Source organism: Nonomuraea sp. bgisy101 (assembly GCF_057708945.1).
In genome coordinates, this window is record NZ_JBYITD010000007.1 from 19,545 (window position 1) to 45,150 (window position 25,606).

A 25,606-nucleotide genomic window follows, 5' to 3' on the forward strand; every position below is an offset into this window, starting at 1 on the left:
ACCGTGCTAGGTTCAATGAATGAACCGACTGACCGTGGCGGCCTCGGCGCCGCTGCTCGTGCTCACGAACTACACGGCCCCGATGGTCACGCTGCCCGACACCGCCATGGCGCTGGGTGCGGGGCCGACCGGCCCGGTGTGGATCCTCAGCGCCATCGCGCTGGGCCTGTCGTCCCTGTTGCTCGTCGCCGGCGGGCTGGCCGACGACTACGGGAGGAAGCGGACGCTCGTCGCGGGCACCGCGGTGCTCGCCGTGGCGAGCGTGGTGGCCGCGACCGCGCCGAACGTGCCGGTGTTCGTCGCCGCCCGGCTGGTGCAGGGCGCGGCCAGTGCCGCGGTGCTGGCCGCGAGCCTGGGCATCGTCGGCCATGCCTTTCCCTCCGGCGCTCCCCGCCTGCGGGCCACGGCCGTCTACGGCGCGATGATGGGCCTGGGTACCGCCGTCGGCCCGCTGCTGTCAGGCCTGCTGGCGGTGCTGACGAGTTGGCGGGCGATCTACTGGGTGGTGGCGGTCGCCGCGCTCGCGCTGACGGTGGCGGCGGCCGTGACGTTGGAGGAGTCGCGGGCCGCGCAGCGGCGCAGGATCGACCTGCCGGGCGTGCTGCTGCTGACGCTCGGAGTCGCCGCGCTGGTCGCGGGGGTGACCGAGGGCCGGATGGGCTGGGCGCGGCCGATCGTCGCCGTCGCCTTCGCCGTCTCCGCGCTCCTCCTGGTGGCCTTCGCGGTGGCCGAGCACCGCAGCCGTGAGCCGCTGCTGGACCTCGCGCTGTTCAGGCGGCCGCGGTTCCTGGTCGCCACCGGGGGTGCGCTCGTCGTCGGCGCCGCCGTCATCGGCCTGCTCAGCTACCTGCCCACCGTGCTCCAGGCCGCCCACGGGATGACCCCGCTGTCGACCGCGCTGCTGTTCGGCGCCTGGTCCGGCACGTCGTTCGTGTCCTCTCTCGCGGTCGGCAGGGTGCGCCTCGGCGCGAGTTCGAGACTGTCGCTCGGCCTGGTGCTGAGCGCGGTCGGGTTCGCGGGGCTGCTCGGCGTGGTCGCGGACTTCTCGCTGCCGCTGACCATCGCGGGCCTGGTCGTCAGCGGCGTCGGCAGCGGACTGATCAACTCTTCGCTCACCCATCTGGCGATCGAGAGCGTGCCGCAGCACCGCGTCAGCATGGGCTCGGGCGCCAACAACACCGCCCGCTATGTCGGCTCGTCGCTCGGGGCGGCGGCCATGGCCGCCGTGATCGGCGCGCACGGCATGGAGGCGGGCGTGCTGGTGACCCTGATCGCCTGCATCGTCCTACTGGTCGGTACGGCGGGCGCGGTGCAGGCGCACCTTCTCGCGGTTCCCGCACCGCTTCATGGAGCACCACTGCCTGGTCCCCGCGTTTGACCTGTCGGCGAAGCGCAGGCCGCACGTGGGGGAGGCGCACACCCGTACCTGGTGCAGGTCGGGCCCGCCGATCAGTTCGACGGCGTCGCTGGCGATCTCCGCCAGCCCCGCGACCACGGGGTCGGCGGGCGGCAGCCGGACGACCGACAGGTCGGAGCCCAGCTCGACCAGGGCCGGCTGTCTGCGCGAGGCCCAGCGGTTGATCGGCTCGGGGAAGCCGCTCTCGCCCGCGGCGGCCGCGTCGACGCACCGGCAGATGGCCTCGCGCAGCTCTCTCGCCGCCATCAGCAGCGTCGTCCCGGCCACCGAGGACTCCTGCGGGCTCGGGGCGAACGGCAGGTCTTCGGGCAGGCCGAGCCACGCCAGCAGGTCCTCGGGCTCGCGCAGCAGTTCCCGGCCGCCGGTCTTGCGGTCTCGGTAGGTGTTGACGAAATCCAGTGCGGGCCGTCCGCCGTCCCACACCCAGTCTCGCGTTCGCATGTCTCTAACCATATGATGGGGTTAAGCCTGTAACCACACGATGGAGTTACACGATGGTGGAATCACGGATGGCCCAGGTCGGCGACCTGCGCATGCACTACCTGATCGAGGGCGAGGGGCCGCTGCTGATGCTGCTGCACGGCTGGCCCCAGACCAGCCACTGCTGGCGCCACCTCATCTCCCCGCTGGCGGAACACTTCACGGTCGTGGCACCCGACCTGCGCGGATACGGGCTGACCGACAAGCCGCGCACCGGGTTCGACAAGCGCACGATGGCCGCCGACGTGCGCGAGCTGGCACGACAGCTCGGCCATGAGCGGGTCGCACTGGTCGGCCACGACAGGGGAGGGCGCGTCGCCCACCGTTACGCCCTCGACCACCCCGACGAGGTGGAGCGCCTGGTCGTCATGGACATCATCCCCACCAGGGAGATGTGGCGGCGCTTCGACATGATCTCGGGCGTCGCGCTCGGCACCTGGCACTGGACCTTCCACCTGCAGCCCGACCTGCCCGAGCGGCTCGCGGGCGCCGACGTGCGCGGTTACCTGGGCTACTTCTTCGAGAAGTGGACCGTCCAGCGGGCCGCTCTCGACGTGGAGGAGTACTACCGGGCCTTCTCACAGCCGGGGGCTCTCAGGGCCGGGTTCGACGACTACCGGGCCTCGTTCCCCGACGACGCGGCCCATGACGACGCCGACTACGACGCGGGCAGGCGGCTGGAGATGCCGGTGCTCGCCCTGTGGGGCTCGGCGGGCCTGCCCGCCCGCGTCGGCGTCGAGGAGGTGTGGCGTGACTACGCCAGGGACGTGCGGGGCGCGGAGATCTCCGACTGCGGCCACTTCCTGGCGGAGGAACGCCCTGACGTCGTGCTGTCCCACCTGCGCGACTTCCTGAAGGTGTAGTCACCAGCGCCGGGCCGCGCCCATGACGTGCAGCAGCGCCTCGCGCTGCCCGGTGAACTCGGCGGGCGCCATGCCCTCGCGCTCGGCGCGCATGTGGAGCATGGCCAGCTCCGTGGCCGCGTGCTGGTAGTCGGACATGGCCTTCGACAATCCCGCCTTCCTGGCCCACCTGCGGGCGTGCCTGCGCGCCTTGAGCGAGCTCAGCATGCCGACGTCCTGCGGCGTGACGACGCCGGTGGGCAGGTATGCGGGCAGGACCCCACCGATCTTGCCGAGCACCCTCTGGCGCTCCCTCACGGTCACCACCACGAGCACGATGATCACGGCGAGCTCGAGCAGGTAGGCGCCGCCCAGCGCGGGAAGGCTTCCCAGCGTCGCCGCGCCGTTCCACGCGCCGTGCAGCAGGACCGCGCCCAGATAGCCGAGCGGGATCGCCAGCCACCTGACGGGGTGGCGCCTGGTGGCGGCGTAGGCCACGCCGAGCCCGATCATCGAGGTGTAGACGGGGTGGCCGAGCGGCGAGATGACGCCGCGCATCACGAACACGCCGACGGCGTCGCCCGCCCCGCCCTCGACGAAGGCGACGAGGTAGTAGCCGACGTTCTCCACGAGCGCGAAGCCGAGGCCCGCCATGGCGGCGTAGATGATGCCGTCGGTCAGGCCGTCGATCTCCTTGCGCCTGCGCAGGAGCAACAGAAGCGCCGCCCCCTTCAGTGCCTCCTCGGTGACGGGGGCCAGGACGACGACGCCGATGTTGCCGGCCACCGTCTGGCCGTACCCCGCGCTGCGGACCAGGGCCTCACCGGCCATGCTCAGCACGACGGCCAGCACGACGGCCACGCCCGCGCCCCAGACGAAGGCGAAGGCGAGGTTGAGCCTGGGTTCCGGCTCCAGCCTGTCGAGCGCCAGCACGGCGGCGAGCAGGATGGGCAGGGGCGCCACGGCCATGAGCGCCGCCAGGCCGAAGCCGGAGGGTTCGTTGGACAGCAGCATCGAGGCCAGCACCAGCAGAGCGCAGATGCCGGAGATCACGAGGCCGATGATGAGCGATTTGCTTGGTCGCGGATAGAGCACCGCAGGGCGAGTCACAGAGGTCACGCTCTCACAGTGCTCTCCTCCGATAGATGGACAGTTGACTCCTACTTACCGGCCTTGAGCACGGCCTCGACGATCGAGCGGGGGTCGACGCCGAAGTGCTCGCGGACGGCCTCGCGGGTGTCCGACAGGCCGAACCCGTCGGTGCCCAGCGAGGTCCACGGCCGCTCGATCCACGGGCTGATCTGGTCGGGCACGGCCCTCATCCAGTCGCTCACCGCCACGATCGGTCCATGCGTGCCCTCGAGGGCCTGTTTCACGTACGGCACGCCGCCCGTCGACATCGCGTCGCGGCGCAGCTCGCTCCACGAGGTGACCGACCAGACGTCGACCCCGACGCCGTGCTCCTCGGCCAGCAGGCGCTGGGCCTCCAGCGCCCAGTGGATCGCGGTGCCGCTGGCCAGGATGTGCGCCTCCCCTCCGCCCTCGGAGAAGCGGTACAGGCCTCTGACGATCCCCTCCTCGACGCCTTCCGGCATGGCGGGCTGGGGCAGCGGCTCGTTGTAGACGGTGAGGTAGTAGAAGACGTCCTCGCCCGCCTCGCCGTACATCCTCCGCAGGCCTTCGCGCACGATGACGCCGACCTCGTAGGCGAAGGCCGGGTCGTAGCTGAGGCACGCGGGGTTGGCCGAGGCGAGCAGCTGGGAGTGGCCGTCGGCGTGCTGCAGCCCCTCACCTGTCATGGTGGTGCGGCCCGCGGTCGCGCCGATGAGGAACCCGCGGCCGAGCTGGTCGGCCAGCGCCCACATCTGGTCGCCGGTGCGCTGCCAGCCGAACATCGAGTAGAAGATGTAGAAGGGGATCATGGGCTCGCCGTGCGTGGCGTAGCTGGTCGCCGCCGCGGTGAAGGAGGACATCGAGCCGGCCTCGGTGATCCCCTCGATGAGGATCTGCCCGTCGGTGGCCTCCTTGTAGGCGAGCAGCAGGTCCCTGTCGACGGCCTCGTAGCGCTGGCCGAGCGGCGAGTAGATCTTCGCGGTGGGGAACAGCGACTCCATGCCGAAGGTCCTGGCCTCGTCGGGCACGATCGGCACCCAGCGGCCGCCGGTCGCCGGATCCTTCATGAGGTCCTTGACCAGCCTGACGAAGGCCATCGTGGTGGCGACAGGCTGTTTGGAGCCTTTCGCGAGCGCGGCGAACGGCGCGGACGGCACCTCCAGGCGGCTCGGCCGTACGGTGCGTCGCGGTATCGGCCCGCCCAGCGCGGCCCGCCGCGCGGCGAGGTAGCGGACCTCGGGCGAGTCGGGCCCCGGGTGCAGGTAGGGAGGAAGCTCGCCGTCCAAGGAGGGAACGGGCAGCCCGAGGCGCTCGCCCATCACCCTGAACTCCTCCTGGGTCAGCTTCTTCATCTGGTGGTTGGCGTTGCGCGCCTCGACGCCCGCTCCCAGCGTCCAGCCCTTCACCGTCTGCACGAGGATCACCGTGGGCACGCCCTTGGTGTCGAGCGCCCTGCGGTAGGCGGCGTACACCTTGCGCGGCTCGTGCCCCGCCCGCGAACCGCCGACGACGCGGCGCAGCTCCTCGTCGGTGAGGCTCGTCTCGATGCCCTCGAACAGGTGTCGCCTGATGTAGGCGCCGTCCGAGGCGGCGAACGTCTGGAACTGCCCGTCGGGGACCGCGCCCAGCCTGGCCACGAGCTCGTCGGACTCCAGCAGCGGATCCCATTCGGCGCCCCACAGCGCCTTGACGACGTTCCAGCCCGCGCCGCTGAAGACGCTCTCCAGCTCCTGCACGATGCGGGTGTTGCCGCGCACCGGGCCGTCCAGCCGCTGGAGGTTGCAGTTGATCACGAAGGTCAGGTTGTCGAGCCCCTCCCGCGCGGCCAGCGTGAGGGCGGCCGTCGCCTCGGGCTCGTCCATCTCGCCGTCGCCGAGGAAGGCCCACACGTGGCCGGAGGAGGTGTCCTTGATGCCGCGGTTGTGCAGGTAGCGGTTGAACCTGGCCTGATAGACGGCGTTCAGCGGGCCGAGGCCCATCGACACCGTGGGGAACTGCCAGAAGTCGGGCATCGCGCGAGGATGCGGGTAGGACGACAGCCCGCCGAGGGTCTCCCGGCGGAAGCGGTCGAGGCGCTCCTCGCTCAGCCTTCCTTCGAGGAAGGCGCGCGCGTACACGCCAGGCGAGGCGTGCCCCTGGAAGTAGACCTGGTCGTCCTCGCCGTGGAAGAAGTGGTTGAACCCGACCTCGTACAGCCAGGCGGCCGAGGCGTAGGTCGCCATGTGGCCGCCCAGGCCCAGCTTGCTGCCGCGGGTGACCATGGCGGCCGCGTTCCACCGGTCGTAGGCGGCGATGCGCTCCTCCAGCTCCAGGTCGCCCGGGTAGGGCGGCTCCTCGGCCGTGGGCACGGTGTTGACGTATCGGGAGCTCGTGGACAGCCGCCTGACGAGGTAGTCCGCGCGCTCCTGCCCCTTGGCCCTGACGACCGCCTCGAGCGACTCCAGCCACTCCGCGGTCTCCTGGGGGTCCAGATCCATCTGCATATTGCCATTAAACACCCTATGATCGATCATTGGGCGTATGAGGCCCGTAGTCAGGTCGCCGCTGCGCGACCAGATCCGTCAGTTGGTGCTCGAAGGGCTGGTCAGCGGTCGTTGGGCGCCTGGCGACAGGCTGGTCGAGCGGCGCATCGCGGCCGAGCTCGCGGTGAGTCAGGCTCCCGTGCGAGAGGCGCTGCGCGAGCTGGAGGCGCTCCGGCTGGTGGAGTCCTCGCCGAACAGGGGTGCGAGGGTCCGCGCGTTCAGCCGCGCCGACCTGCGCGAGGTCTACCACGTGCGGGCCGGCCTGGAGGAGACCGCGGCCCGTCTCGGCGCGCCCGACGTGGAGGCGCTGGAACGTCACACCGCGCTCCTGCACGCCGCCGCCGCGGCGGGCTCCCTCGACGACCAGGTACGGCACGGCGTCGCCTTCCACCGTGAGATCGTCGCCGCCTCCGGCAACCAGCTCCTGCTGTCGGTGTGGGAGTCGCTGGGCATCGAGGTATGGACCCACGTGTCGATCCGCCTGTTCCGCGCCGAGCTGCACGAGAACGCCGCGGACCACGAGCCGATCGTGGAGGCTTTCAGAAGGGGGGATCCCGAGGTCGGCCGCCTGGTCCGCGAGCACGTCCTCGGCTACGCGGACTGACCGGGTGTCGAGGGCCGCAGCAGCGCGTGGATGCCGGCCGCCATCGCGAGCGTGATCACCGCGACCGCCCACAGGACGAGGTGGAAGGCACCGGTGAACTGATGGCCGTGGCTCGCCGCGCCCGCCGCGATCCGGCCGGCCAGCTCCGCGTCGCCCACTCTGGCCTGCAGGAGGCTGACCAGCGCCGAGCCGTACACCGCGATGACGATCGCCTCGCTGCCGATGCGCAGCGTGTTGACGAAGCCCGCGGCCATCCCCGCCCTCTCGGGTTCCACCATGCTCATCGCCAGCCCGTCGCCGACGCCGAAGCCGAGACCGGCGCCCACCCCGACCAGCAGCATCGGCCCGGCGGGCAGCGCCGTGTCCGTCACCGCGAGCCACGCGTTGCCCAGCCCGAACAGCAGCACCGCCACGGTCACCAGCGTCCTGGCCGGCACGCCGCGGTTCAGCAGCCAGCCGCCGGCGGGCGGGGCGATCAGCACGGGCGCGGTCATCACCAGCATCCACAGGCCCGCCTGCTGCGGCGAGGCACCGTGGACGCCGGCGAAGTAGGTGGGCAGGTAGGTCAGCAGCGTCACCATGCCGAAGCTGGTCGCGACGGGCACGAGGCTCAGCGCGAGAAAGCGCCTGTTGCACACCAGCGTGAGGTCGAGCACGGGGTGCGGGCTGCGCCGTTCGATCCTCGCGAACGCGACGAGCAGCGCCGCCGCCGCGGCCAGCGGCACCAGCACGCCGGGGCCGCCCCAGCCCGCCTGCGGCCCCTGGACCACCGCGATCGTCAGCAGGGCGAGCCCCGCGACGAACGTCACCGCCCCCTTCACGTCGACCCGCGGCCGCCGTCCGGCGCGTGACTCGGTGACGAACGGGACGCCGAGCAGGGAGAGCGCCAGGATCAGCGCGTTGGACAGAAAGATCGCCCGCCAGCCGTACCCGCCCGCCAGCCAGCCCGAGATCGTCGGGCCGAGCGCGAGCCCGATCCCGGCGACGGTGCCGAGCAGCGCGAACGCCCTCGTCCTCGCCGGACCGTCGAACGTGGTGGCCAGGATCGCCGCGCCCGAGGCCATCACGCCCGCCGCGCCCACGCCTGACAGGGCCCTGGCCGCGTCCAGCAGCCAGATGCCGTCCGAGAGGGCGGCCACCACCGAGCCCGCCGCGAAGACCGCGGCACCGGCCGCGAACACCGCGCGCCGGCCGAACAGGTCGGCCAGCGACCCCGCGACCAGGGTGAAGGAGGCGAAGGTGAGGTTGTAGGCGTTCATCACCCACTGCAGGGGGGCGCCCGCGGAGTGCAGGTCGGCGCCGATGCCCGGCAGCGCGACGGCGGCGCCGGAGATGGACATGGGGACGACGAGGAAGCCCAGCAGGACCACGGTCATGGTCAGGGCGGGGTTCGGAGTTCGCGTTCGGATTGCCACTCAGCAGAAAATGCCACTTAGTGGCGTTAGCTGTCAATCGGCACTTCTGGAGTAGGCTGAGCGCATGGATCTGCGTGAGCTGCCGCTCAGGGAGCGCAAGAAGGCGCGCACAAGACAGGCCCTGACGGAGACGGCGCTGCGGCTGTTCACCGATAAGGGCTTCGACCACACGACGCTCGACGAGCTCGTCGACGCGGTGGAGGTCTCCAAGCGCACCTTCTTCCGCAACTTCCCCAGCAAGGAGGACGTGGCGCTGGCCGCCGACACCGAGCTGTGGTCGACGTTCCTGGCCGAGGTCGACGCGATGGAGGTGTCAGGGCTGGTGCTCGACGCGTTCAGGTCGGCGCTGCGGGTGAGCCTCGCGCGGATGGAGGAGGGATGGGGCGAGAGGTTCCTCGCGACCAGGGCCCTGTGCGCCGTAACCCCCGCGGTCGAGGCGCACAGCCTGCGCTACTGCGACCAGACCACCCAGGCGGCCTTCGCCAGGATGGGCGCCAGGACGGGGTTCGACGCCGGCGACGTCCGGCTGAAGCTGGTGATCGAGGTGGCGATCGCCGCCTGGCGCCACGCGGCGATCGGCTGGACGGCCGACGGCGGGCCGGGAGGGCTCGCGGGCCTGCAGGAACGCCTCGACGCGGCTTTCGCCGCGATCCCCGAGAGCATCGCGCTGACCGGCGTGAACCTGCCCCGGTAGCGGCCGGCCCGCGGTCATGGTCGAAGATGGGCCCCGCAGGCGAGTCCGACAGAGGGGATCCCATGGGCTGGGACGAGATCACATCCGAGGAAGAGCTGCGCGACCTGCTGGGGGAGGTGATGCCCAGGGCCGTGACCAAGGAACGGGTCTCGCTTCACGAGCGTGACAAGGAGTGGCTGGCCAACTCGCCGTTCTGCCTGATCGCCACCGCGGGCGCCGACGGCACCTGCGACGTCTCGCCCAAGGGCGACCCCGCCGGCTTCACGTACGTCATCGACGACACGACGATCGCGATCCCCGACCGCCCGGGCAACCGCAGGGCGGACGGCTTCCACAACGTCCTGGTCAACCCGCACGTCGGCCTGCTCTTCACGATCCCGGGCCGCGGCGAGACCCTCCGCATCAACGGCAGGGCCAGGCTCGTCAAGGAGGCCCCGTTCTTCGACGAGATGATCGTCAAGGGCCATCGCCCCAGGCTGGCACTGGTCGTGGAGATCGAGCAGATCTTCTTCCACTGCGCCAAGGCGTTCCTGCGCTCGAAGCTGTGGGAGCCGGAGACATGGAACCCGGACGCGATGCCGTCGCACGCGACGATCATCAAGAGCCTGCAGAAAGTGGAGGAGTCCCTCGAGGAGCTGGAGCGCTACTACGGGGACTCCTACAAGGAGAAGCTGTACAAGGCCTAGTCAGGCGGCGGGCAAGGGTCCCGTCGGCAGCCGGATGACGTTGCGGCCGCTGTAGGCGCTCAGATCGACGACGGTCGGATCGGTCTGGGCCGGCTTGCGGCGGCCGGCCTTCCTGATGTCGCGGACCTTGTGCCGGGCCACACGCGGCGGCACCACCTCAAGCCTCGTCCTCACAGAGCCCCCCGGCGTGATGTTTTCGTTACATCACATTACTTACAGAATGCCCCATAAGTGCCATGTAAAGATCGCGTCAGTACGGAAGCCGCCGCCCGGACGGCGACCGCAGATCCAGGTCCTGAGGCCGGGTCGGCTGGCGCTTGGACGGTGTCTTGACGATCCTGATGCGTCGCATGGTCTGCCCCCTTCGCTTGCCTCAACCATGGATCCAGCCGCTTGACAGCCGCTTGGCGTGCGCTTGCGGGCCGCCTTCGCGTCAACCTAACCGGCCCGCTCACCTGCGCTCAACGCATTTTGACCGGTATTCCGGCCGCCCCTTCGCCAACTTCGCGGCGCAGGAGGGCGTCTAACCCGCCGTGGAAGATCCAGAGCGCATCGGGGACTACTGGCTGGCGGGACGGCTCGGCGAGGGCGGGCAGGGGGTCGTCTACGAGGCCTACGACAGCCAGGGCCGCAGGGTGGCGGTCAAGGTGCTGCACACCGCCGACGCCGCACGGCTGGCCAAAGAGGCGACCGCGGCCCAGCGGGTCGCCTCGTTCTGCACCGCCCGCGTCCTGCACGTCGAGACCGAGGGGCCGAGGCCGCACATCGTCTCGGAGTACGTCGAAGGCCCGAGCATGCGCAAGGTGGGCAGGCTCTTCGCCGGCGACGACCTTCACCGCCTCGCCACCGCCGTCGCCACCGCGCTGACCGCCATCCACGAGGCCGGCGTGATCCACCGCGACCTCAAGCCCGACAACGTGCTGCTCAGCCCCGGCGGGCCGCGCGTCATCGACTTTGGCATCGCCAGGACGGCGGACATGTCGCTGACCAGGAGCGGCGAGGTCGCGGGCACGCCCAGCTACATGGCGCCGGAGATCTTCACGGGCCAGCGCGCCACGCCCGCGGTCGACGTGTTCGCGTGGGGCGCGGTCGTGCTGTTCGCCGCGACGGGCGAGGACCCCTTCCGCGCCGACCACCTGGGCGGCGTCATGCACAGGGTGCTGTCCTCGCAGCCCGACCTGAGCGTGCTGCCCGAGCCCCTGGCCACGCTGGTGGCCGCCGCGATGGACAAGAACCCCGCCGCCAGGCCCGCCGCGAGGGACCTGCTGCTCGCGCTGGTCAGCGGCGCGGACACCGGCACCAGGGGGCTGCTCGCCGCCGGCAGCCGCTCCGCCGTGGGCATCAACGTGGGGGACACGGCCGATCCCGCGCTCGGCACGATCGCCGAGGACGCCTACGAGGGTCTCGACGCGCAGGAGCGGGAGCTGGCCCCCGAGGTGTTCCTCAGGCTGGTGGCCGTGGACGAGGACGGTCAGGAGGCGGGCAGGTGGACGCCGAGGTCGGAGCTGCTCGACGGCCGTAGCCGCGAGTCGGTCGAGCGGATCCTGCGCGTCTTCTCCTACGTCGTCACCGAGAAGGACGGCATGGTCGCGCTGTCCCGTCCCGCCCTGCTGCGCGCCTGGCCCAGGTTGCGGATGTGGGTGGACGCCGACAGGGAGGGGCTCGCCGTCCTCACCCGGCTCAGCAGCGCCGCCAGGCAGTGGGCCGACCACGGCCGCCGCGACGGTGACCTGCTCCAGGAAAGCCGGCTGGAGAGCGTGCTGAGCTGGGCCGCGACGGCGCGCAGGCACGTCACGCTCACCCCGACGGAACGCGACTACCTGCGCGCGGGAACCGAGCTGACCAGGAGACGCGCGCGCAGGCGCCGGCTGACCACGGGGGCGCTGTCGGTCCTGCTCGTGGTCGCGCTGGCGGCGGGTGGGCTCGCCGTCTGGCAGGCCAGGCGCGCCGACGGCCAGAGAGACGCCGCCACGGCGCGCAACGTCGCGATCGAGGCCGCGTCCCTTCGCGCGGGCGATCCCGTCAAGGCGATGCTGCTGACCGTCGCCGCCTGGCGGATCTCGCCCGACGCGGACACCCGCTCCGCGCTCGTGTCCTCCTACCAGCAGAGCGAGCGGGCCGCCTTCCACGACCCGCCGGTCGACGGGGTGGCGCTGCGCGCGCTCACCCACGACGGGCGCTCCCTGGTCAGCGTGAGCGAGAGCGGCGTGGCGGTCTACGACGTGCGCTCGGGCAGGAGGACGCGAGGCTGGGCCGTACCGGGGCTCGACAGCGAGTACCTGTTCGACGTCTCGGTCAACGGCAGCGGGCGGCGCGTCGCCGTGACGACCGACAAGAGGATCACCGTGTGGGACGTCGCCACGGGCAGGCTCGTGGCGGAGAAGGCGATGCCCGAAGGATCGGGCGGGCGCGGCGCCGAGTACGGCGACAGCGAGTCCACGCTGGCCGTCAGCCTCACCGACGAGCTGATCCATCTGTGGGACCACGAGCGGGGCCGCACGTTCGGCGGGGTCCTCGACGAGGGATACGCCGCGTCGCAGTACCCGCTCGTCGACAGGACGGGACGGCTGCTCGTCGTTCCCGGCGACCCGCGCTTCTACGTCCGCCACCTTCCCGCGTGGACCAAGGACGACAGGCTGAGCGCGGCGTGCAAGGGCCAGCCGTACGCGGCGGCGTTCAGCCCCGACGGCAGGACGCTGGCCTGCGCGGGAAGCGAGATCCAGCTCGTCGATGTCGCGACGGGCAGGACGCTGCCGCTGCCGGGCGGGGACAAGCAGTTCTGGCCCGCGGCGCCGTCCTGCGAGCTGTGCGAGGCGGCCGCCAAGGGCCTGCGCTTCAGCCGCGACGGCCGCTACCTGGCAGCCTTCGCCGACAGGTCGCTGCGCGTCTGGCAGGTCTCCGGCCAGCGGCAGGTCCTCGCCTACCAGGCGGAGGGCGAGCTGACCGACGTCAGGTTCGACGGCCACGCGCTGCGCTACCTCCTCGACGACACCGTCGTGACCCTCGACCTGAAACCGCGCGTCACCGACTTCCGCACCACCCGCGCGCAGTGGGGCACCGAGCTGAGCCCCGACGGCAGGTGGGCGCTGGTCAGACCGGACGAGAACACGATGGCGCTGTGGGACCTGGCCGCCCGGCGGCGGATCTGGACCATGCGCGGCTCCGGCCGGACGGTCTTCGACCAGCGGGGCGAGCGGCTGGCCACCATCCCCGACAGCGGCGAGATGACGCTGCGGGACCTCAGGACCCGCCGGCCGCGCTGGTCGGCGCCCGTGCCCTTCGGTATGCCGCCGGTCCAGGCCGAGTTCACCCGCGACGGCCGCACGCTGGTCATCACCACCTCGCTGACGCAGACCGACTTCAGGCTGACCCGCCTCGACGCGGGGACGGGGCGCGTGCTCGGCACGTCCACGACCCGCAGTTCCGGCGGCGTGCTCACCCCTGACGGCAAGCGCATGGCGTCGAACGACGGCAGGTTCTACGACCTGACGACAGGCAGGCCGCTCGGCGCCGGGTTCGGCTCGGGCGCCCTGGCCGTCAGCGACCGGTCGGTGATGGCCGTCAGCGGCGACCGGGCGGGCAGGATCGCGCTGCGCGGGCTCGACGGAGGGCCCACGTCCGCGCCCCTGCTCCGGGGCGTGAACGAGCGGGTCGCGCACCTGGCGTTCTCTCCGGGGGGCGACCTGCTGGCCACCGTGGGCGACGACCCGGGCACGCTGCAGCTCTGGGACGTGCGGGCGCGCCGGCGGCTCGGCGGCCCGGTCGGCGCGTACGCCGACGGCGTGCCCGGCGAGGGCGGCCTCGCCTTCAGTCCCGACGGCGGAGCCCTGTACGTCGCCGAGCACGACGGCCTGATCCACGAGTTCGTCGTGGACCCCTCGAAGATGGCGCGACTCGTCTGCGATCGGGCGGGACGCGAGCTGACCGAGCGGGAATGGAGTGAATTCTTCGATCAAGTTCCCTATCGCCAACTTTGCGGCTCCTGAGCGCATCCAACACGCCATGGGCGAAGCACTGATCGACGGAGACCTCCAGCGACTGGGCGGCTACTGGCTCGCGGGCAGGGTGGGGGCGGGCGGCCAGGGAATCGTCTACGAGGGCTACGACGCCCAGGGTGAGCGTGTCGCGATCAAGGTGCTGCGCGGCGACCCCTCGACCCAGCCGCGCCTGGCCAAGGAGGCCGTCGCGGCCCGGCGCGTCCCCGCCTTCTGCACCGCCAGGGTGCTCGACGCCGACCTGGAGGGCCCGCGGCCCTACATCGTCTCCGAGTACGTCGAGGGGCCCAGCCTGCGCCAGGCGGCGCGGCTGTTCCGCGGCGACGAACTGCACAGGCTCGCCACCGCCATCGCCACCGCGCTGACCGCCATCCACGACGCAGGCGTCGTCCACCGCGACCTCAAGCCGGACAACGTGCTGCTCGGCCCCGACGGGCCACGCGTCATCGACTTCGGGGTGGCCCGCACGCTGGAGATGTCGCTCACCTCGGCGCAGTTGCTCGCCGGCACACCCGGCTACATGGCGCCGGAGGCGTTCTCCGGCGAGCGCGTGGGCATGCCCGCCGACGTGTTCGCGTGGGGCGCGACCGTCCTGTTCGCCGCGACCGGCGAGGATCCCTTCAGCGCCGACTCGCTCGGCGCGGTCATGCATCGCGTGCTCTCCCACGAGCCCGACCTGTCGGCGCTGGCCGGCCCGCTGCACGCGCTGGTGGCGGCCGCGCTGGCCAAGGACCCCCGGCAGCGGCCCACCTCAAGGGAACTGCTGCTCGCGCTGGTCAGCGGCGACGGCCTGGACACCGCCAGGCTGCTGGCCCAGGGGGCGGGCTCGGCCGCCGCCGTGGGAGCCCAGCCGCGGGACCTGCGCACGACCCCGCGCTCGGCACGCTCGCCGAGGACGCCTACACGGCGCTGGGTCCCGCCGAGCGGGAGCTGGTGCCCGAGCTGTTCCTCCGCCTGGTGACCGTCACCGACCAGGGCGACCTCACCGTACGGCAGGCCGCCCGCGCCGAGCTGCCCGCGGACATCGAACCCGTCCTCGACAGGTTCGCCTACCTGGTGTCCGGCGGCGACCCCGTCAGGCTGCTGCGCCCCGCCCTCCCGCTGGCCTGGCCGAGGCTGCGCGCCTGGATCCAGGCCGACAGGGACGGCCTGGCCGTGCACAGGCGCATCGCGAGCGCCGCCGGCAGCTGGGCCTCGGGCGGGCGAAGGGAGGCCGACCTGTTCCAGGGCAGCGTCCTCGACGACGCCCAGCGCTGGGCAGCGGCCGGCCGCAGGAACATCACGCTCACCCCCGCCGAGCGCGACTTCCTCGAGGCGGGCGCGGCGCTGGCCAGGAGAAGGGGGCGCAGGGTCAGGGCGATCTCCGTCGCGCTGGCCGTGCTCCTGGTGCTGGCGCTGGCGGCGGGCGGCCTCGCCTTACGGCAGAGCCGGGAACTGGCCGCGCAACGGGACGTGGCCGAGTCGGGACGGCTGGCGGCGCTGGCCGACTCCGTCCGCGGCAAGGATCCGGTGCTGGGCATGCTGCTCGGCGTCGCCGCGCACCGCATCGCCGACACGCCGCAGGCGCGGGCCGCGATGGACCACGGCCTCACCTCGGCGGCCACCAGATCCTTCCGCGACCCGGCGACGACCGCAGGCAGGGCTCTCAGCCCCGACGGCCGCCGCCTGTTCAGCGAGTCCGACGGCCAGGTCAGGGTGTGGGACACGCGTACCGGGCGAAGGACGGCGGCCTTCCGCCACCAGAGCGGCACGTTCCTCAGCATGGCCGTCAGCCCATCGGGCCGCACGATCGCGATCGCGACGGAGGAGGGAGGGGTCCGGCTGTGGAACGCGGCCACGGGTGCCGCTCTCAAGCCGCGCCTCAAGCTCTTCGACGGCGCGGGGGACTCCGACTTCGGCCTGTCCTACAGCCGGTCGGAGGATGTCGTCGTGATGTCCATGGGGCAGGGCCTGACGTTCTGGAACACCCGCACCGGCACCAGGGGCACCGCGCCGACGCTCGGGGGCCTGCGCGCGGTGACGCCTGACGGCAAGGCGGCCGTCTACACGTTCATGGACAAGGTGCTCAGGCAGCCGCTGCCCAGGGGCAAGGCCGTGACGCTCTGGCGGACCTGCCGGTCGTGCTACGACATGGCGCTGAGTCCCGACGGCGCCACGGTGGTCGCCGGACGGGAGGGCGACCAGGACATGGTGGTGTACGACACCCGGACGGGCAAGCAGGAGGACAGCGTCTATTTCATGGGCTGGGCCGGTGGCACCCTCTCATGGAGCAGGGACGGCAGGTTCGTCGCCGCCCTGGGCGCGAGCCGGCTCCAGGTGTGGAGGGCGGACGACCGCGAGACGGTGTTCGAGCAGCCCGTCCCCCCCGGCGCCGCGGAGCTCGCCTTCGATCCCGACCTGCGCACGCTGCGATATCTGGTGGGAGACACCGTGGTCAGCGTGGACTTCGGCGCCAAGCCGCCCGCGGGCCCGCGAGGCGACCTGCTGAGCCCGGGCGGGCGGCACCTGCTGTCGGGCTCCAAGGTGCGGGACCTGGTCACCGGCAGGAGCACGGCCATGCCCGTCGAAGGCTCCTCCGAGACCGTCTTCAACCGGGGCGGCTCGGCGCTCGCCATGATCCGCGACTCCTCCGTCGTCGTCCACGACGTCGCCACGGGCAGACGGCTGTCCGAGGTCCCGCTCGGCGAGGAGTCGGGCCGGTTCCTCGCCTTCAGCCCCGACGGCACGCGCCTGGCCGTCGCGACCGAGAAACACGTGCTCGTGGTCGACCCCACGACGGGAAGGCGGCTGTGGGGCAGAGCCGTCGAGACCGTCGAGCGGGTGGTCTTCACGCCCGACGGCCGCCGTCTCGGCGCCGACACGCGGTTCTTCGACGCGGCGACGGGGAGCCCCACCCCCTTCCAGCCGCTGGGCGCGAACGTGCGCGACCTGACCGTTTCCGGAGCGGGCGACTTCTATGGATGGCCCGACGGCTCGGCACGGCTGGCGTACTGGCGGCAGGGAACGGCGGAGCCGTCGTCGGCCCCGCTGCGTGACCTGCCCTTGTCCAGGCCGGAGCTGATGTTCTCCGCCGACGGCGTGTTCGTCGCCGCCGGAGACACGGACGGGGTGACGGTGTACGACCTCGCCTCGGGTGTCGCGGTCGCCACGATGGCGGACGCCGAGGCCGGTCAGGTCCGGTTCTCCGGAGACCGGCTGCTGGCGATCGTCGACGGGAGGCTGGTGGAGCATCCGCTGGATCCCGCCGCGGTGGCGGCGAAGGTGTGCGCGAGGGCGGGGCGGTCGCTGAGCGCGGAGGAGTGGGCGGCCTACGTGCCGGGCCTGCCGTACAGGGAGGTCTGCTCGAAGTGAACGACCTGCGCCAGGCGAAGCCTCCCCCTACGCTACGGCCATGACGCGGATCCTCTCGTTCACATGACGCTGCCCAGGCTCGTCGCCGTCTGCGCGGTGTGGGGCGTGTTCTGGGGGGCGTGGTCGGCGCTGCTGCCCGCCGTACAGACCCAGGTCGGAGCCGCCACCGCCGATCTCGGGCTGGCGCTGGCCGGCGTGCCGGTCGGGGCGATCCCGGCGATGGCGCTCACCGGCAGGCTGGTCAGAGGCAGGGAACGCGCCGCGCTCGCCGCCTCCACCGCGCTGTTCGCCGTCGCGGTGGCGGGCATCGGGTTCGTCACGACCCCGGCGGCGCTTGGCCTGGCGCTCGTGGGGCTCGGGGCCACCAGCGGCGCTCTCGACATCGCGCTCAACACCGCGACCGGCAGGGCCGAGCGCGAGTCGGGACGCCGGCTCTTCCAGCCGGTGCACGCCGCCTTCCCCGTCGCCGTGATCGTCGCCGCGCCGGCCACGGGGCTCGCCCGCTCCCTCGGGTACGGCCCCGCGCAGGTGCTGGCCGTCATCGCGGTGCTCGTGCTGGCCTGCGCCGTGTTCGCGCTGGGCCTGTCGCTGGGCCGGGGCGTCCAGCCGGTCGGCGAGAGCAGGCCGAAGGGAGCGTGGCGGCACGCCGCCGTCCTGGGCGGGCTGGCCGCGGGCGCGCTCGTGATCGAGAACTCCGTCGAGCAGTGGTCGGTCCTGCTGCTCGAGGACCACAGGGCCGCGCCCACCCTGCTGGCCAGCGCCGCTCCCGCCGTCTACATGGGCGCCCTCACCGCGGGCCGCCTGGGCGCGCAGGCGATGCCGAGGGTGGGCCTGCGCACCCTCTACCTGCTGGCGGGGTTCGGCGGCGGGGGAGGGATCGCGCTGGCGGGGCTGGCGCCCGCGGCGTGGCTGTCGCTGGTCGGGTTCGGGCTGACCGGGTTGGCGCTCGGGCCGCTGGTGCCCGCCATGCTCAGCAAGGCCGCGGTGGGAGACGAGGACGGGACGCTGGTGTCCGCGGTGTCCACGATCTCCTACGCGGGGTTCGTCGTCAGCCCGTTGCTGGTCGCGGGGCTGTCGGCGGCGTTCTCGCTGCCGGTGGCGCTGGCGCTGCTGGGTCTGCTGGCCGTACCGCTCCTCGGCGGATATTTGACCGAGCGTTCTCGATAGGGCATATTCGAGACCGTTCGTTCTAGATTGCGACGGAGGATTGGTCATGCGATTCAGCGGCAAGGTCGTGCTTGTGACCGGGGGCGGATCCGGCATCGGCAGGGCGAGCGCGCAGGCGTTCGCCGACGAGGGGGCCACGGTGGTCGTGGCGGGCAGGAGTGCGGGGCCGCTGGAGCGGACGGTCGAACTCATCACTGAGTCCGGCGGCACGGCCGGCCACGTGCGGGCCGACGTGGCGAACGCGGCCGACGCGGAGGCGATGGTGGCCGAGGTCGTCGCGCGGTACGGCAGGCTCGACATCGCCTTCAACAACGCCGGCGTCTTCGCCGGAGGGGCGGTCACCGACCTGGACGAGCAGGCGTGGGCCCGGGTCATGGACGTCAACGTCACGGGCGTGTGGCTGTCGATGAAATACGAGATCGAGCACATGCGCCGCAACGGGGGCGGCGTCATCGTCAACACCGCGTCCAACCTCGGGGCGCACAAGCGCTACAGCGGCATGGCCGCCTACATCACCTCCAAGGCCGCGGTGAGCGCGCTGACCAAGGCGGCGGCGCTGGAGTACATCGGGGAGGGCGTACGCATCAACGCCGTCAGCCCCGGGCCCGCGGAGACCACGATGTCGCTGCGGCCGGGCGAGAGCGAGGCGGACAGGGACGAGCGGATGAAGTCGGCGCTGCCGCTCGGCAGGGTGGGCAGGCTCGAGGAGATCGCGGGAGCGGTGCTGTACCTGGCCTCGGCCGAGGCCGGTTTCGCCGTGGGCACCGACCTGGTGGTCGACGGCGGGGCGTCCGCCTGAGACCACTGATCGTTCTGTCGGCGGCGGCAGATAGGGTCGGACGCGCTCAACGGCCGTGCGACAGGAGTGACGATGACATATCCCCCGCCCACCGGTCAGCCGGGCGCGCCCGGCCCCTGGACGGGACCCCACTCGCAGCAGCCCCAGCCGCCCGGCCAGTGGCCGCCCGCGCCGCCGTATCCGGCTGAGGCCCCGTGGGGTGCTCCGCCCGCCCAGGGGCCCGCGCAGGCCCCCGGACATCCGCCCGTACAGGCGCCTCCGCCCGCTTCCGGGTATCCGCCCGCGCCCGGCCATGCGCCGGCTCCCGGGTATCCGCCTGTGCCCGGCCATGCGCCGGCTCCCGGATATCCGCCAGCGCCCGGGTATCCGCCCGCCGGGGCTCCATGGGGGCCGCCGCGGCCGGGGCAGCCCGGTCACCCTCCCGCCGGCGCGCCCCAGGAGCAGGCGCCGCGCGGGCCTGGCGGGCACAGGGCCGAGGGCCCGCCGGCCCGCGGTGCCGTGCGCGTCGTCCTGGGGGTGCTGTTCGCCGGGTTCGGCGTGCTGGCCGTCCTCGGCGGCGGCGGCGTCATCGCCAAGGCCTACGGCAACAGCAGCCAGATGATCCCCAACAAGCGGTACCTGGCCAACCTCTGGATCAACGTCCCCGTCGAGACGCTGTTCCCCGCCACGATCGGCCGCCTCGACCCCGACGGCGAGATCTCCGGCGACCGGGGCTGGACGCGGGTCGCCGTCTCGCAGGACACCTCGTGCGAGGCGGCGCTGTCGGGCGCGATCGCCAAGGAGGCCAGGCAGCGCGGCTGTGTGGCCGCGCTGCGCGCCACCTACCTCGACGGCACGGGAGGCACCGCGGCCACCGCGGCCGTCCTCGCCTTCCGTGACCAGGACGACACTCGTGACCTGGAGCAGATCGTCCACGAGGAGCAGGAGAAGTCCGACCACGCGGTACGCGCGCTGGCCGCGCAGGGCCTGCAGTGGAAGGACGCCGCGCGCGCGGGCAGCGCGGGAAGAGGAGCGATCGACATCGACCTGCCCTACGTCGTGGTGGTGAGCGCGGGCCCCGCCGACGGCCGCAGGGCCGGACGGCTACCCGAGCCGTGGGGCAGCAGGGCCTTCCCGCAGAAGCAGGACCGCTCGCCTTGGGCGGACACGGCGAAGGGCGTGGCGGAGGCGCTGGCCAGACGGCTGGCCGACGAGGGAAGGAAGGTCAGGGCATGAACGTGCTCCAGATCGTCACCGTCGCCGCCCTGCTAGCGGGACCCGCCGTTCCCGCCGCGGTCACGGCGCAGGCACCGCAGGGCTGGGAGCAGACGGCCATGCGGGTACCGGCCGCGCATCGGCTCGCCCAGGGCAAGGGCGTCACCGTCGCCGTCCTCGACACCGGGGTCGTCGCGGGACACTCCGAGTTCAGAGGCCGCGTCACCGGCGGCCCCGACTACATCGGCGGCGGCGCCCGGCCGGGACAGTCCTACTGGGGAGAGCACGGCACCTCGATGACCTCGAGCGTGCTGAAGGTCGCGCCGCAGTCCCGCGTCCTATCGGTGCGGGTCATCTGGGACCACCTCGACCCCGCCCGCAAGAAGGTCGACGCCTTCATCAAGGAGAACGACTTCAAGTCGGCCGAGAAGGTCGGCAAACCGGGCAACGCGCTGGCCAAGGGCATCCACTACGCCGTCGACAAGGGTGCCAGAGTCATCTCCATGTCGCTGGGCAGCGACGAGTGGGGGTGGGGCGGCTACGAGGACGACACCGCCGCTGCCGTCGACTACGCGCTCGGCAAGGGCGTCGTCCTGCTGGCCAGCTCCGGCAACGGCGGCTCGACCGACAGGAACGACGTCGACGCCAACAACGTGGTCTCCTACCCTGCGGCCTACCCCGGTGTGATCGGCGTGGCCGCCTCGGGCCCGACCGGAAGGCGCGCGGACTTCTCCCAGGTCCACACCTACACGACGATCGCCGCGCCGGGGATCGACATCTGGGCGGCCAACAACAGGGGCGGTCACGACAACGGCAGCGGCACCTCCCCCGCGTGCGCGCTGGCGGCGGGGACCGTGGCGCTCATGCTCTCCCGCAACCCCGACCTCACCCCGCGTCAGGTGCGCGACATCCTGGTCAGGACCGCCAAACGGCCCACCGTCGCCTATACGACCTACCTCGGGTTCGGCGTGATCGACGCCGCGGCCGCCGTCCAGGCCGCCGGTACGGCGAAGGCCGCCAAGGCCGTGCCGTACAAGGGGAAGAAGTACTTCGGCCAGGGCCCCACCGACCGGCCGACGGTGAACGCGCCCCTCGATCCCGACTACCTCATCATCGGCGGCGGGGCGGCGGGCATCGGGCTGCTCTGCCTGGTCGGGGCCTTCTTCCTGCTGCGACGTAGATCATCGGCCAAGAGTGGGCGCAGACGATGAATGAGGTCCGCTCTCGGGGTATCTCGCTGGAAGCGACCCCGAGAGCGGAGGACCGGCCATGGCTGTCTGTGAAGTGTGCGGCAACGACTACGACATGAGTTTCGAGGTGCGCGCCCAGGGCGCGGTGCACGTCTTCGACTCCTTCCAGTGCGCCATCCACGCGATGGCGCCCATCTGCGAGCACTGCGGGCAGAGGATCATCGGTCACGGCGTCGAGGCCGATCGCCGCTGGTTCTGCTGTGCCCACTGCGCACACCAGGAGGGGGCGATGGCCATCGTCGACAGGGTCATGGCGGGTTCGTCCTCTTAGGGGCACACTGACCTTGTGGCCGACGTTGATGTACTTGTCGTGGGCTCCGGCCCCGGTGGGCAGAAGGCGGCCATAGCCGCCACCAAGCGGGCGCGTCCCGACTCCGTCGAGTTCGACGAGGAAACCGTCATCGACTCCGACGGCATCCTCACCCTGCCCGGGGCGCCGGACTCCCTCGACGTCGTCGGCATCGTTCTCTCCCCTGTTCGTGCGTGGTGCGATCGCGGCGCAGGCAACTTCCCGAACGGGCTCGTCAGCCGGGAGGTCTGCGCCGATGTATGACTTCGATCTCCTTGTTCTCGGGTCCGGGCCTGGCGGGCAGAAGGCGGCGATCGCCGCAGCGAAACTCCGCAAACGGGTCGCGGTGGTCGAGAAGAAACACATGCTCGGAGGCGTGTGCATCAACACAGGGACGATCCCGTCGAAGACCCTGCGGGAAGCCGTCCTCTACCTGACCGGTCTCAACCAGCGAGAGCTGTACGGAGCGAGCTACCGGGTGAAGGAGGAGATCACGGTCGCGGATCTCGGGATGCGCACGCAGCACGTGATCGGCCGGGAGATCCAGGTGATCCGGAGCCAGCTGGGCCGCAACCACGTGACGGTCCTGCAGGGCACCGGGCGGTTCCTGGACGCTCACACCATCGGAGTCACCGGGGACGAGGAGAGGAAGATCACGGCCGAGAAGATCGTGATCGCCACGGGGACTTCGCCGGCCCGCCCGTCCAGCGTGGAGTTCGACGACAAGATGATCATCGACTCGGACGCGATCCTGCATCTCGATCGGGTGCCCGAGACCCTCGTCGTCGTCGGAGCCGGGGTCATCGGCATCGAGTACGCCTCGATGTTCGCGGCGCTCGGCACGAAGGTCACCGTGGTGGAGCGCCGTGAGCGGATGCTGGAGTTCTGCGATCTGGAGATCGTGGAGGCGCTCAAGTACCACCTGCGCGATCTGGCCGTCACGTTCCGGTTCGGTGAGAACGTCGCCGCGGTCGAGCGGCGGCCGCGTGGGGCCTTGACGGTCTTGGAGAGCGGCAAGAAGATCCCCGCCGACTGTGTCATGTACTCGGCGGGCCGGCAGGGCAAGACGGCGGAGGTGTGCCTGGAGAACGCCGGACTCGCCGCTGACGACCGAGGCCGGATCCAGGTGGACGAGAACTACGCCACGTCCGTCCCGCACATCTACGCGGTCGGCGACGTGATCGGCTTCCCCGCGCTCGCGGCCACCTCGATGGAGCAGGGACGGCTGGCAGCCCAGCACGCGTGCGCCGAACCGGTGGCGGAGATGCAGGAGCTGTCGCCGATCGGGATCTACACCATTCCCGAGATCAGCTTCGTCGGGAAGTCCGAAGACGAGCTCACCCGTGACAAGATCCCGTTCGAGGTGGGTGTCTCGCGGTATCGGGAACTCGCCAGGGGGCAGATCATCGGCGACTCGTACGGGATGCTCAAGCTGCTCGTCTCCTCCGAGGACCGGCGGCTGCTCGGCGTCCACGTCTTCGGCACGGGAGCCACCGAGCTGGTTCACATCGGGCAGACCGTCATGGGATGCGGCGGCACGGTCGACTATCTGGTCAACGCCGTGTTCAACTATCCGACGCTCGCGGAGTCGTACAAGGTCGCCGCCCTGGACGCGATGAACAAGATGCGAGTGATCGCTCGGCTGACAGCCGAGCTGTGACCTTCTGATCGCTGCTCAGTTGCCATATCGCTTGGTTTGAGGAAGTCGGCCCGGCTCGCCTCGTCGAGTGCACGCGATCTCGGCGATCTGGAATGCCGACCGATTCTCACGGCCCAGTGGCATGATCGCCACTGGGCTGATCATTCCACGTGCTACGGGAGGACGAGCTTGATCGACGAAGTCTCACCGCAGGTGATCGTGGACGGTGTCGCGCCGCTCCATCCGGTCATTTCCCCGGATGGCCGCTGGATCGCCTACACGGCCGCCACGATCGGGCGGAAGGAGCGGCACCCGAGCAGTGCGATCTGGGTCGCCGCGACTGATGGGAGCTCATCGCCCAAGAAGCTGACCGCTGGTACGGCCAAGGACTCCCTGCCGCGCTGGGCGTCGGATTCAGGCTCGCTGTTCTTCGGCTCCGATCGGATGAAGCCGGGCACCGTTCAACTGCATCGGATATCCCTTCACGGCGGTGAGGCGCAGGCGCTGACCACTGGGAAGAGCGGGATCTCCCACTACCTCCCGCTTGCTGACGACCGGGTGGTCGCGGTGGTGGCCGCTGACGAGCCGACCGGCGAGGATGAGCACGACGCGAAAGTGTGGGGAGAGCAGGCGCCCTACGGGCGGTTACGGCTCCTTGACCTGGACACCGGCGTGTGGCGTGTGGTGGACGGACTCGGTGACAGGCACGTCGTCGACGTGACGCAGTGTCCGGACGGCAGGCTCGCGGTGCTCAGCCGAGCCACTCCGGAGTTCGACCCGTTCAGCCCTGCCGGCGAGTTGCATGTGGTCGAGGTGAAGACGGGGGACGTACAGGATCTCGGCCAGACCGCGATGGAGGCGTCCTCGCCGACCTGGTGGAACCCCGGCGGCGTCTGGCACGTGTGCTACCTGGCGACGACCCCGCCCGGCCCGGTGGGCGGCCGCGCCGTCTTCGATCTCATCGTGCCCGAGAGCGGTGCCGCAGGGGAGCATCGCAACCTGACCAGCGGAATGTCCGTCTGCCCTTCTGGTTTGGCGCAGATCGCCGATGGGCCGCCGCTGGCGCTGTTCGCCGACGCGCTTGACACCGCGATCTACCGGCTCGATCCGGAAACGCGACGGTTCCAGTGGCTGTCCTCCGTGACCGGCTTGGCCGGTGCACTCACCGCGTGTCACTCGGGCGAACTTGTCGCAGCCCTGGTGAGCACGCCGTACGAGCCGATGAACGTTCACGCCGGGCCGCCTGCCGGTCGGCTCATCAGGATCAGCGACACCAGGCCGGAGCTGCGCGCGCTCAGGTGGGGAACTCAGGAACGCCTGTCCTACAGCGCGTCCGACGGGCTTGAGCTCGACGGGCTGCTGATCCTGCCGGCTGGCCGGGGGCGTCAAGACGGCCCGTTTCCGCTCGTCACGCTGGTGCACGGCGGTCCGTACGACAGGTTCGCCGACCGGTTCATGCTCGGCATGGGCCTGTCGGGACAGTGGTTCGCGACCGCGGGATACGCGGTCTTCCTGCCTAATCCGCGTGGCGGTGAGGGCCACGGGCACGCCTTCGCGGCGGCCGTCGCGGGAGCGGTCGGGATGGACGAATGGACCGACATCGTCAGTGGCATCGACCTGCTGATCGCCGACGGCGTCGCGGACCCGGATCGGCTCGGGATCGGTGGATGGAGTCATGGAGGGTTCATGGCCGCGTGGGCTGTCGGGCAGACCGGCAGGTTCAAGGCCGCGGTGATGGGCGCCGGTATCAGCGACTGGGGGATGCTCGTCGCCACCGGCGAACTGGGGACCTTGGAGGCGGGGCTCGGTGGTAGCTGCGGCTGGGAGGGCACCGGCCCGCACCGGCACGACGAGCTCAGCCCTGTCTCGTACGCCTCGAAGATCCGCACCCCGGTTCTGATCCTGCATGGTGAGGACGACACGAATGTGCCGGTTGCCCAGGCCACGTACTTCCATCGAGCCTTGCGGCGGTACGGGGTCGCGCACGAGTTCGTCGTCTATCCGAGGGAAGGCCATGCGATCCAGGAACGTCATCACCAACTCGACGTTCTGCGGCGCACCCGCGCGTGGTTCGATCGGTGGCTCGCCGACCCTGCATCGGATCACGCCTGACGACCGGAGCGGCTGACGAGCGGCCGCCAGTGGGGAG

At 71.4% G+C, this 25,606-nt stretch carries 21 protein-coding genes; 16 read left to right on the forward strand and 5 right to left on the reverse strand.

Annotation, left to right across the window (positions count from 1 at the left end; genetic code table 11):
- The first annotated feature begins 19 nt into the window (after window positions 1–19).
- Window positions 20–1,378: an MFS transporter gene (locus tag AC3EO4_RS14820; protein WP_379573591.1), complete on the forward strand. Its 1,359-nt coding sequence runs from the start codon at window positions 20–22 to the stop codon at window positions 1,376–1,378.
- Here the strand turns inward: AC3EO4_RS14820 and AC3EO4_RS14825 are convergent.
- A complete protein-coding gene (locus AC3EO4_RS14825; RefSeq protein WP_431896050.1) occupies window positions 1,286–1,858 on the reverse strand; it encodes a CGNR zinc finger domain-containing protein in 573 nt (190 codons plus the stop codon). The genes AC3EO4_RS14820 and AC3EO4_RS14825 overlap by 93 nt on opposite strands.
- 53 nt (window positions 1,859–1,911) lie before the next feature.
- Between AC3EO4_RS14825 and AC3EO4_RS14830 the strand changes: the two genes are divergently transcribed.
- Entirely contained in the window at window positions 1,912–2,760 is an 849-nt protein-coding gene (locus AC3EO4_RS14830; RefSeq protein ID WP_379573593.1) for an alpha/beta fold hydrolase, read from the forward strand.
- Here the strand turns inward: AC3EO4_RS14830 and AC3EO4_RS14835 are convergent, their stop codons facing one another.
- The gene (locus AC3EO4_RS14835; RefSeq protein ID WP_379573594.1) at window positions 2,761–3,792 is read right to left on the reverse strand and encodes a PrsW family intramembrane metalloprotease; all 1,032 of its coding nucleotides are present in this window, start codon (window positions 3,790–3,792) and stop codon (window positions 2,761–2,763) included.
- A gap of 107 nt (window positions 3,793–3,899) precedes the next feature.
- A complete protein-coding gene (aceE, locus tag AC3EO4_RS14840) occupies window positions 3,900–6,335 on the reverse strand; it encodes a pyruvate dehydrogenase (acetyl-transferring), homodimeric type (protein ID WP_379573595.1) in 2,436 nt (811 codons plus the stop codon).
- Between the two features lie 37 nt (window positions 6,336–6,372).
- Between aceE and AC3EO4_RS14845 the strand changes: the two genes are divergently transcribed.
- Window positions 6,373–6,978, forward strand: coding sequence for a GntR family transcriptional regulator (locus tag AC3EO4_RS14845; protein WP_379573596.1), 606 nt, complete (start codon window positions 6,373–6,375; stop codon window positions 6,976–6,978).
- Here the strand turns inward: AC3EO4_RS14845 and AC3EO4_RS14850 are convergent.
- Window positions 6,966–8,393 (reverse strand): MFS transporter, encoded by a 1,428-nt coding sequence (locus tag AC3EO4_RS14850; RefSeq protein WP_431896051.1) that lies wholly within the window; start codon window positions 8,391–8,393, stop codon window positions 6,966–6,968. The genes AC3EO4_RS14845 and AC3EO4_RS14850 overlap by 13 nt on opposite strands.
- A 64-nt stretch (window positions 8,394–8,457) precedes the next feature.
- Here AC3EO4_RS14850 and AC3EO4_RS14855 point away from each other — a divergent pair, with 64 nt between their 5' ends.
- Window positions 8,458–9,087, forward strand: coding sequence for a TetR family transcriptional regulator (locus tag AC3EO4_RS14855; RefSeq protein WP_431896052.1), 630 nt, complete (start codon window positions 8,458–8,460; stop codon window positions 9,085–9,087).
- A gap of 62 nt (window positions 9,088–9,149) precedes the next feature.
- On the forward strand, window positions 9,150–9,773 hold the full coding sequence (locus AC3EO4_RS14860) for a pyridoxamine 5'-phosphate oxidase family protein (protein ID WP_379573599.1): 624 nt from the start codon (window positions 9,150–9,152) through the stop codon (window positions 9,771–9,773).
- Here the strand turns inward: AC3EO4_RS14860 and AC3EO4_RS14865 are convergent, their stop codons facing one another.
- Window positions 9,774–9,947: a hypothetical protein gene (locus AC3EO4_RS14865; protein ID WP_379573600.1), complete on the reverse strand. Its 174-nt coding sequence runs from the start codon at window positions 9,945–9,947 to the stop codon at window positions 9,774–9,776. It lies immediately after the preceding gene.
- A 359-nt stretch (window positions 9,948–10,306) separates the two neighbouring features.
- On the opposite strand from AC3EO4_RS14865, the gene AC3EO4_RS14870 reads away from it, so the two are divergent.
- From AC3EO4_RS14870 to AC3EO4_RS14920, 11 genes are all read left to right on the forward strand, one after another.
- A complete protein-coding gene (locus AC3EO4_RS14870; protein WP_379573601.1) occupies window positions 10,307–13,759 on the forward strand; it encodes a WD40 repeat domain-containing serine/threonine protein kinase in 3,453 nt (1,150 codons plus the stop codon).
- A gap of 16 nt (window positions 13,760–13,775) precedes the next feature.
- Window positions 13,776–14,729, forward strand: a complete 954-nt coding sequence (locus AC3EO4_RS14875) for a serine/threonine-protein kinase (protein ID WP_431896054.1) — start codon at window positions 13,776–13,778, stop codon at window positions 14,727–14,729.
- Window positions 14,702–17,119, forward strand: a complete 2,418-nt coding sequence (locus AC3EO4_RS14880; protein WP_431896056.1) for a WD40 repeat domain-containing protein — start codon at window positions 14,702–14,704, stop codon at window positions 17,117–17,119. The genes AC3EO4_RS14875 and AC3EO4_RS14880 overlap by 28 nt, the downstream gene beginning before the upstream one ends.
- Before the next feature lie 63 nt (window positions 17,120–17,182).
- A complete protein-coding gene (locus tag AC3EO4_RS14885; RefSeq protein WP_379573603.1) occupies window positions 17,183–18,286 on the forward strand; it encodes an MFS transporter in 1,104 nt (367 codons plus the stop codon).
- A 46-nt stretch (window positions 18,287–18,332) separates the two neighbouring features.
- A complete protein-coding gene (locus AC3EO4_RS14890; protein ID WP_379573604.1) occupies window positions 18,333–19,085 on the forward strand; it encodes an SDR family NAD(P)-dependent oxidoreductase in 753 nt (250 codons plus the stop codon).
- Window positions 19,086–19,583: 498 nt separating this feature from the next.
- Window positions 19,584–20,300 carry a hypothetical protein gene (locus AC3EO4_RS14895; protein ID WP_431896058.1) on the forward strand — a complete coding sequence of 239 codons (717 nt, stop codon included), beginning with the start codon at window positions 19,584–19,586 and terminating at the stop codon, window positions 20,298–20,300.
- Window positions 20,297–21,490 carry a S8 family peptidase gene (locus AC3EO4_RS14900; RefSeq protein WP_431896060.1) on the forward strand — a complete coding sequence of 398 codons (1,194 nt, stop codon included), beginning with the start codon at window positions 20,297–20,299 and terminating at the stop codon, window positions 21,488–21,490. Before AC3EO4_RS14895 ends, AC3EO4_RS14900 begins: the two co-directional genes overlap by 4 nt.
- Window positions 21,491–21,548: 58 nt before the next feature.
- Window positions 21,549–21,800 (forward strand): hypothetical protein, encoded by a 252-nt coding sequence (locus AC3EO4_RS14905; RefSeq protein WP_379573607.1) that lies wholly within the window; start codon window positions 21,549–21,551, stop codon window positions 21,798–21,800.
- A 15-nt stretch (window positions 21,801–21,815) separates the two neighbouring features.
- On the forward strand, window positions 21,816–22,082 hold the full coding sequence (locus AC3EO4_RS14910) for a hypothetical protein (RefSeq protein ID WP_379573608.1): 267 nt from the start codon (window positions 21,816–21,818) through the stop codon (window positions 22,080–22,082).
- Window positions 22,075–23,478, forward strand: a complete 1,404-nt coding sequence (gene sthA / locus AC3EO4_RS14915) for a Si-specific NAD(P)(+) transhydrogenase (RefSeq protein ID WP_431896062.1) — start codon at window positions 22,075–22,077, stop codon at window positions 23,476–23,478. The genes AC3EO4_RS14910 and sthA overlap by 8 nt, the downstream gene beginning before the upstream one ends.
- A gap of 168 nt (window positions 23,479–23,646) precedes the next feature.
- Window positions 23,647–25,569 carry a S9 family peptidase gene (locus tag AC3EO4_RS14920; RefSeq protein ID WP_431896064.1) on the forward strand — a complete coding sequence of 641 codons (1,923 nt, stop codon included), beginning with the start codon at window positions 23,647–23,649 and terminating at the stop codon, window positions 25,567–25,569.
- The last annotated feature ends 37 nt before the right edge of the window (window positions 25,570–25,606 follow it).

Bases quoted from the DNA above. Each gene is read 5' to 3' on its own strand.
- AC3EO4_RS14820 (WP_379573591.1), top strand. From the start codon at position 20: ATGAACCGACTGACCGTGGCGGCCTCGGCGCCGCTGCTCGTGCTCACG.
- AC3EO4_RS14825 (WP_431896050.1), bottom strand. From the start codon at position 1,858: ATGCGAACGCGAGACTGGGTGTGGGACGGCGGACGGCCCGCACTGGAT.
- AC3EO4_RS14830 (WP_379573593.1), top strand. From the start codon at position 1,912: ATGGTGGAATCACGGATGGCCCAGGTCGGCGACCTGCGCATGCACTAC.
- aceE (WP_379573595.1), bottom strand. From the start codon at position 6,335: ATGCAGATGGATCTGGACCCCCAGGAGACCGCGGAGTGGCTGGAGTCG.
- AC3EO4_RS14845 (WP_379573596.1), top strand. From the start codon at position 6,373: ATGAGGCCCGTAGTCAGGTCGCCGCTGCGCGACCAGATCCGTCAGTTG.
- AC3EO4_RS14855 (WP_431896052.1), top strand. From the start codon at position 8,458: ATGGATCTGCGTGAGCTGCCGCTCAGGGAGCGCAAGAAGGCGCGCACA.
- AC3EO4_RS14860 (WP_379573599.1), top strand. From the start codon at position 9,150: ATGGGCTGGGACGAGATCACATCCGAGGAAGAGCTGCGCGACCTGCTG.
- AC3EO4_RS14875 (WP_431896054.1), top strand. From the start codon at position 13,776: ATGGGCGAAGCACTGATCGACGGAGACCTCCAGCGACTGGGCGGCTAC.
- AC3EO4_RS14885 (WP_379573603.1), top strand. From the start codon at position 17,183: ATGACGCTGCCCAGGCTCGTCGCCGTCTGCGCGGTGTGGGGCGTGTTC.
- AC3EO4_RS14890 (WP_379573604.1), top strand. From the start codon at position 18,333: ATGCGATTCAGCGGCAAGGTCGTGCTTGTGACCGGGGGCGGATCCGGC.
- AC3EO4_RS14900 (WP_431896060.1), top strand. From the start codon at position 20,297: ATGAACGTGCTCCAGATCGTCACCGTCGCCGCCCTGCTAGCGGGACCC.
- AC3EO4_RS14905 (WP_379573607.1), top strand. From the start codon at position 21,549: ATGGCTGTCTGTGAAGTGTGCGGCAACGACTACGACATGAGTTTCGAG.
- sthA (WP_431896062.1), top strand. From the start codon at position 22,075: ATGTATGACTTCGATCTCCTTGTTCTCGGGTCCGGGCCTGGCGGGCAG.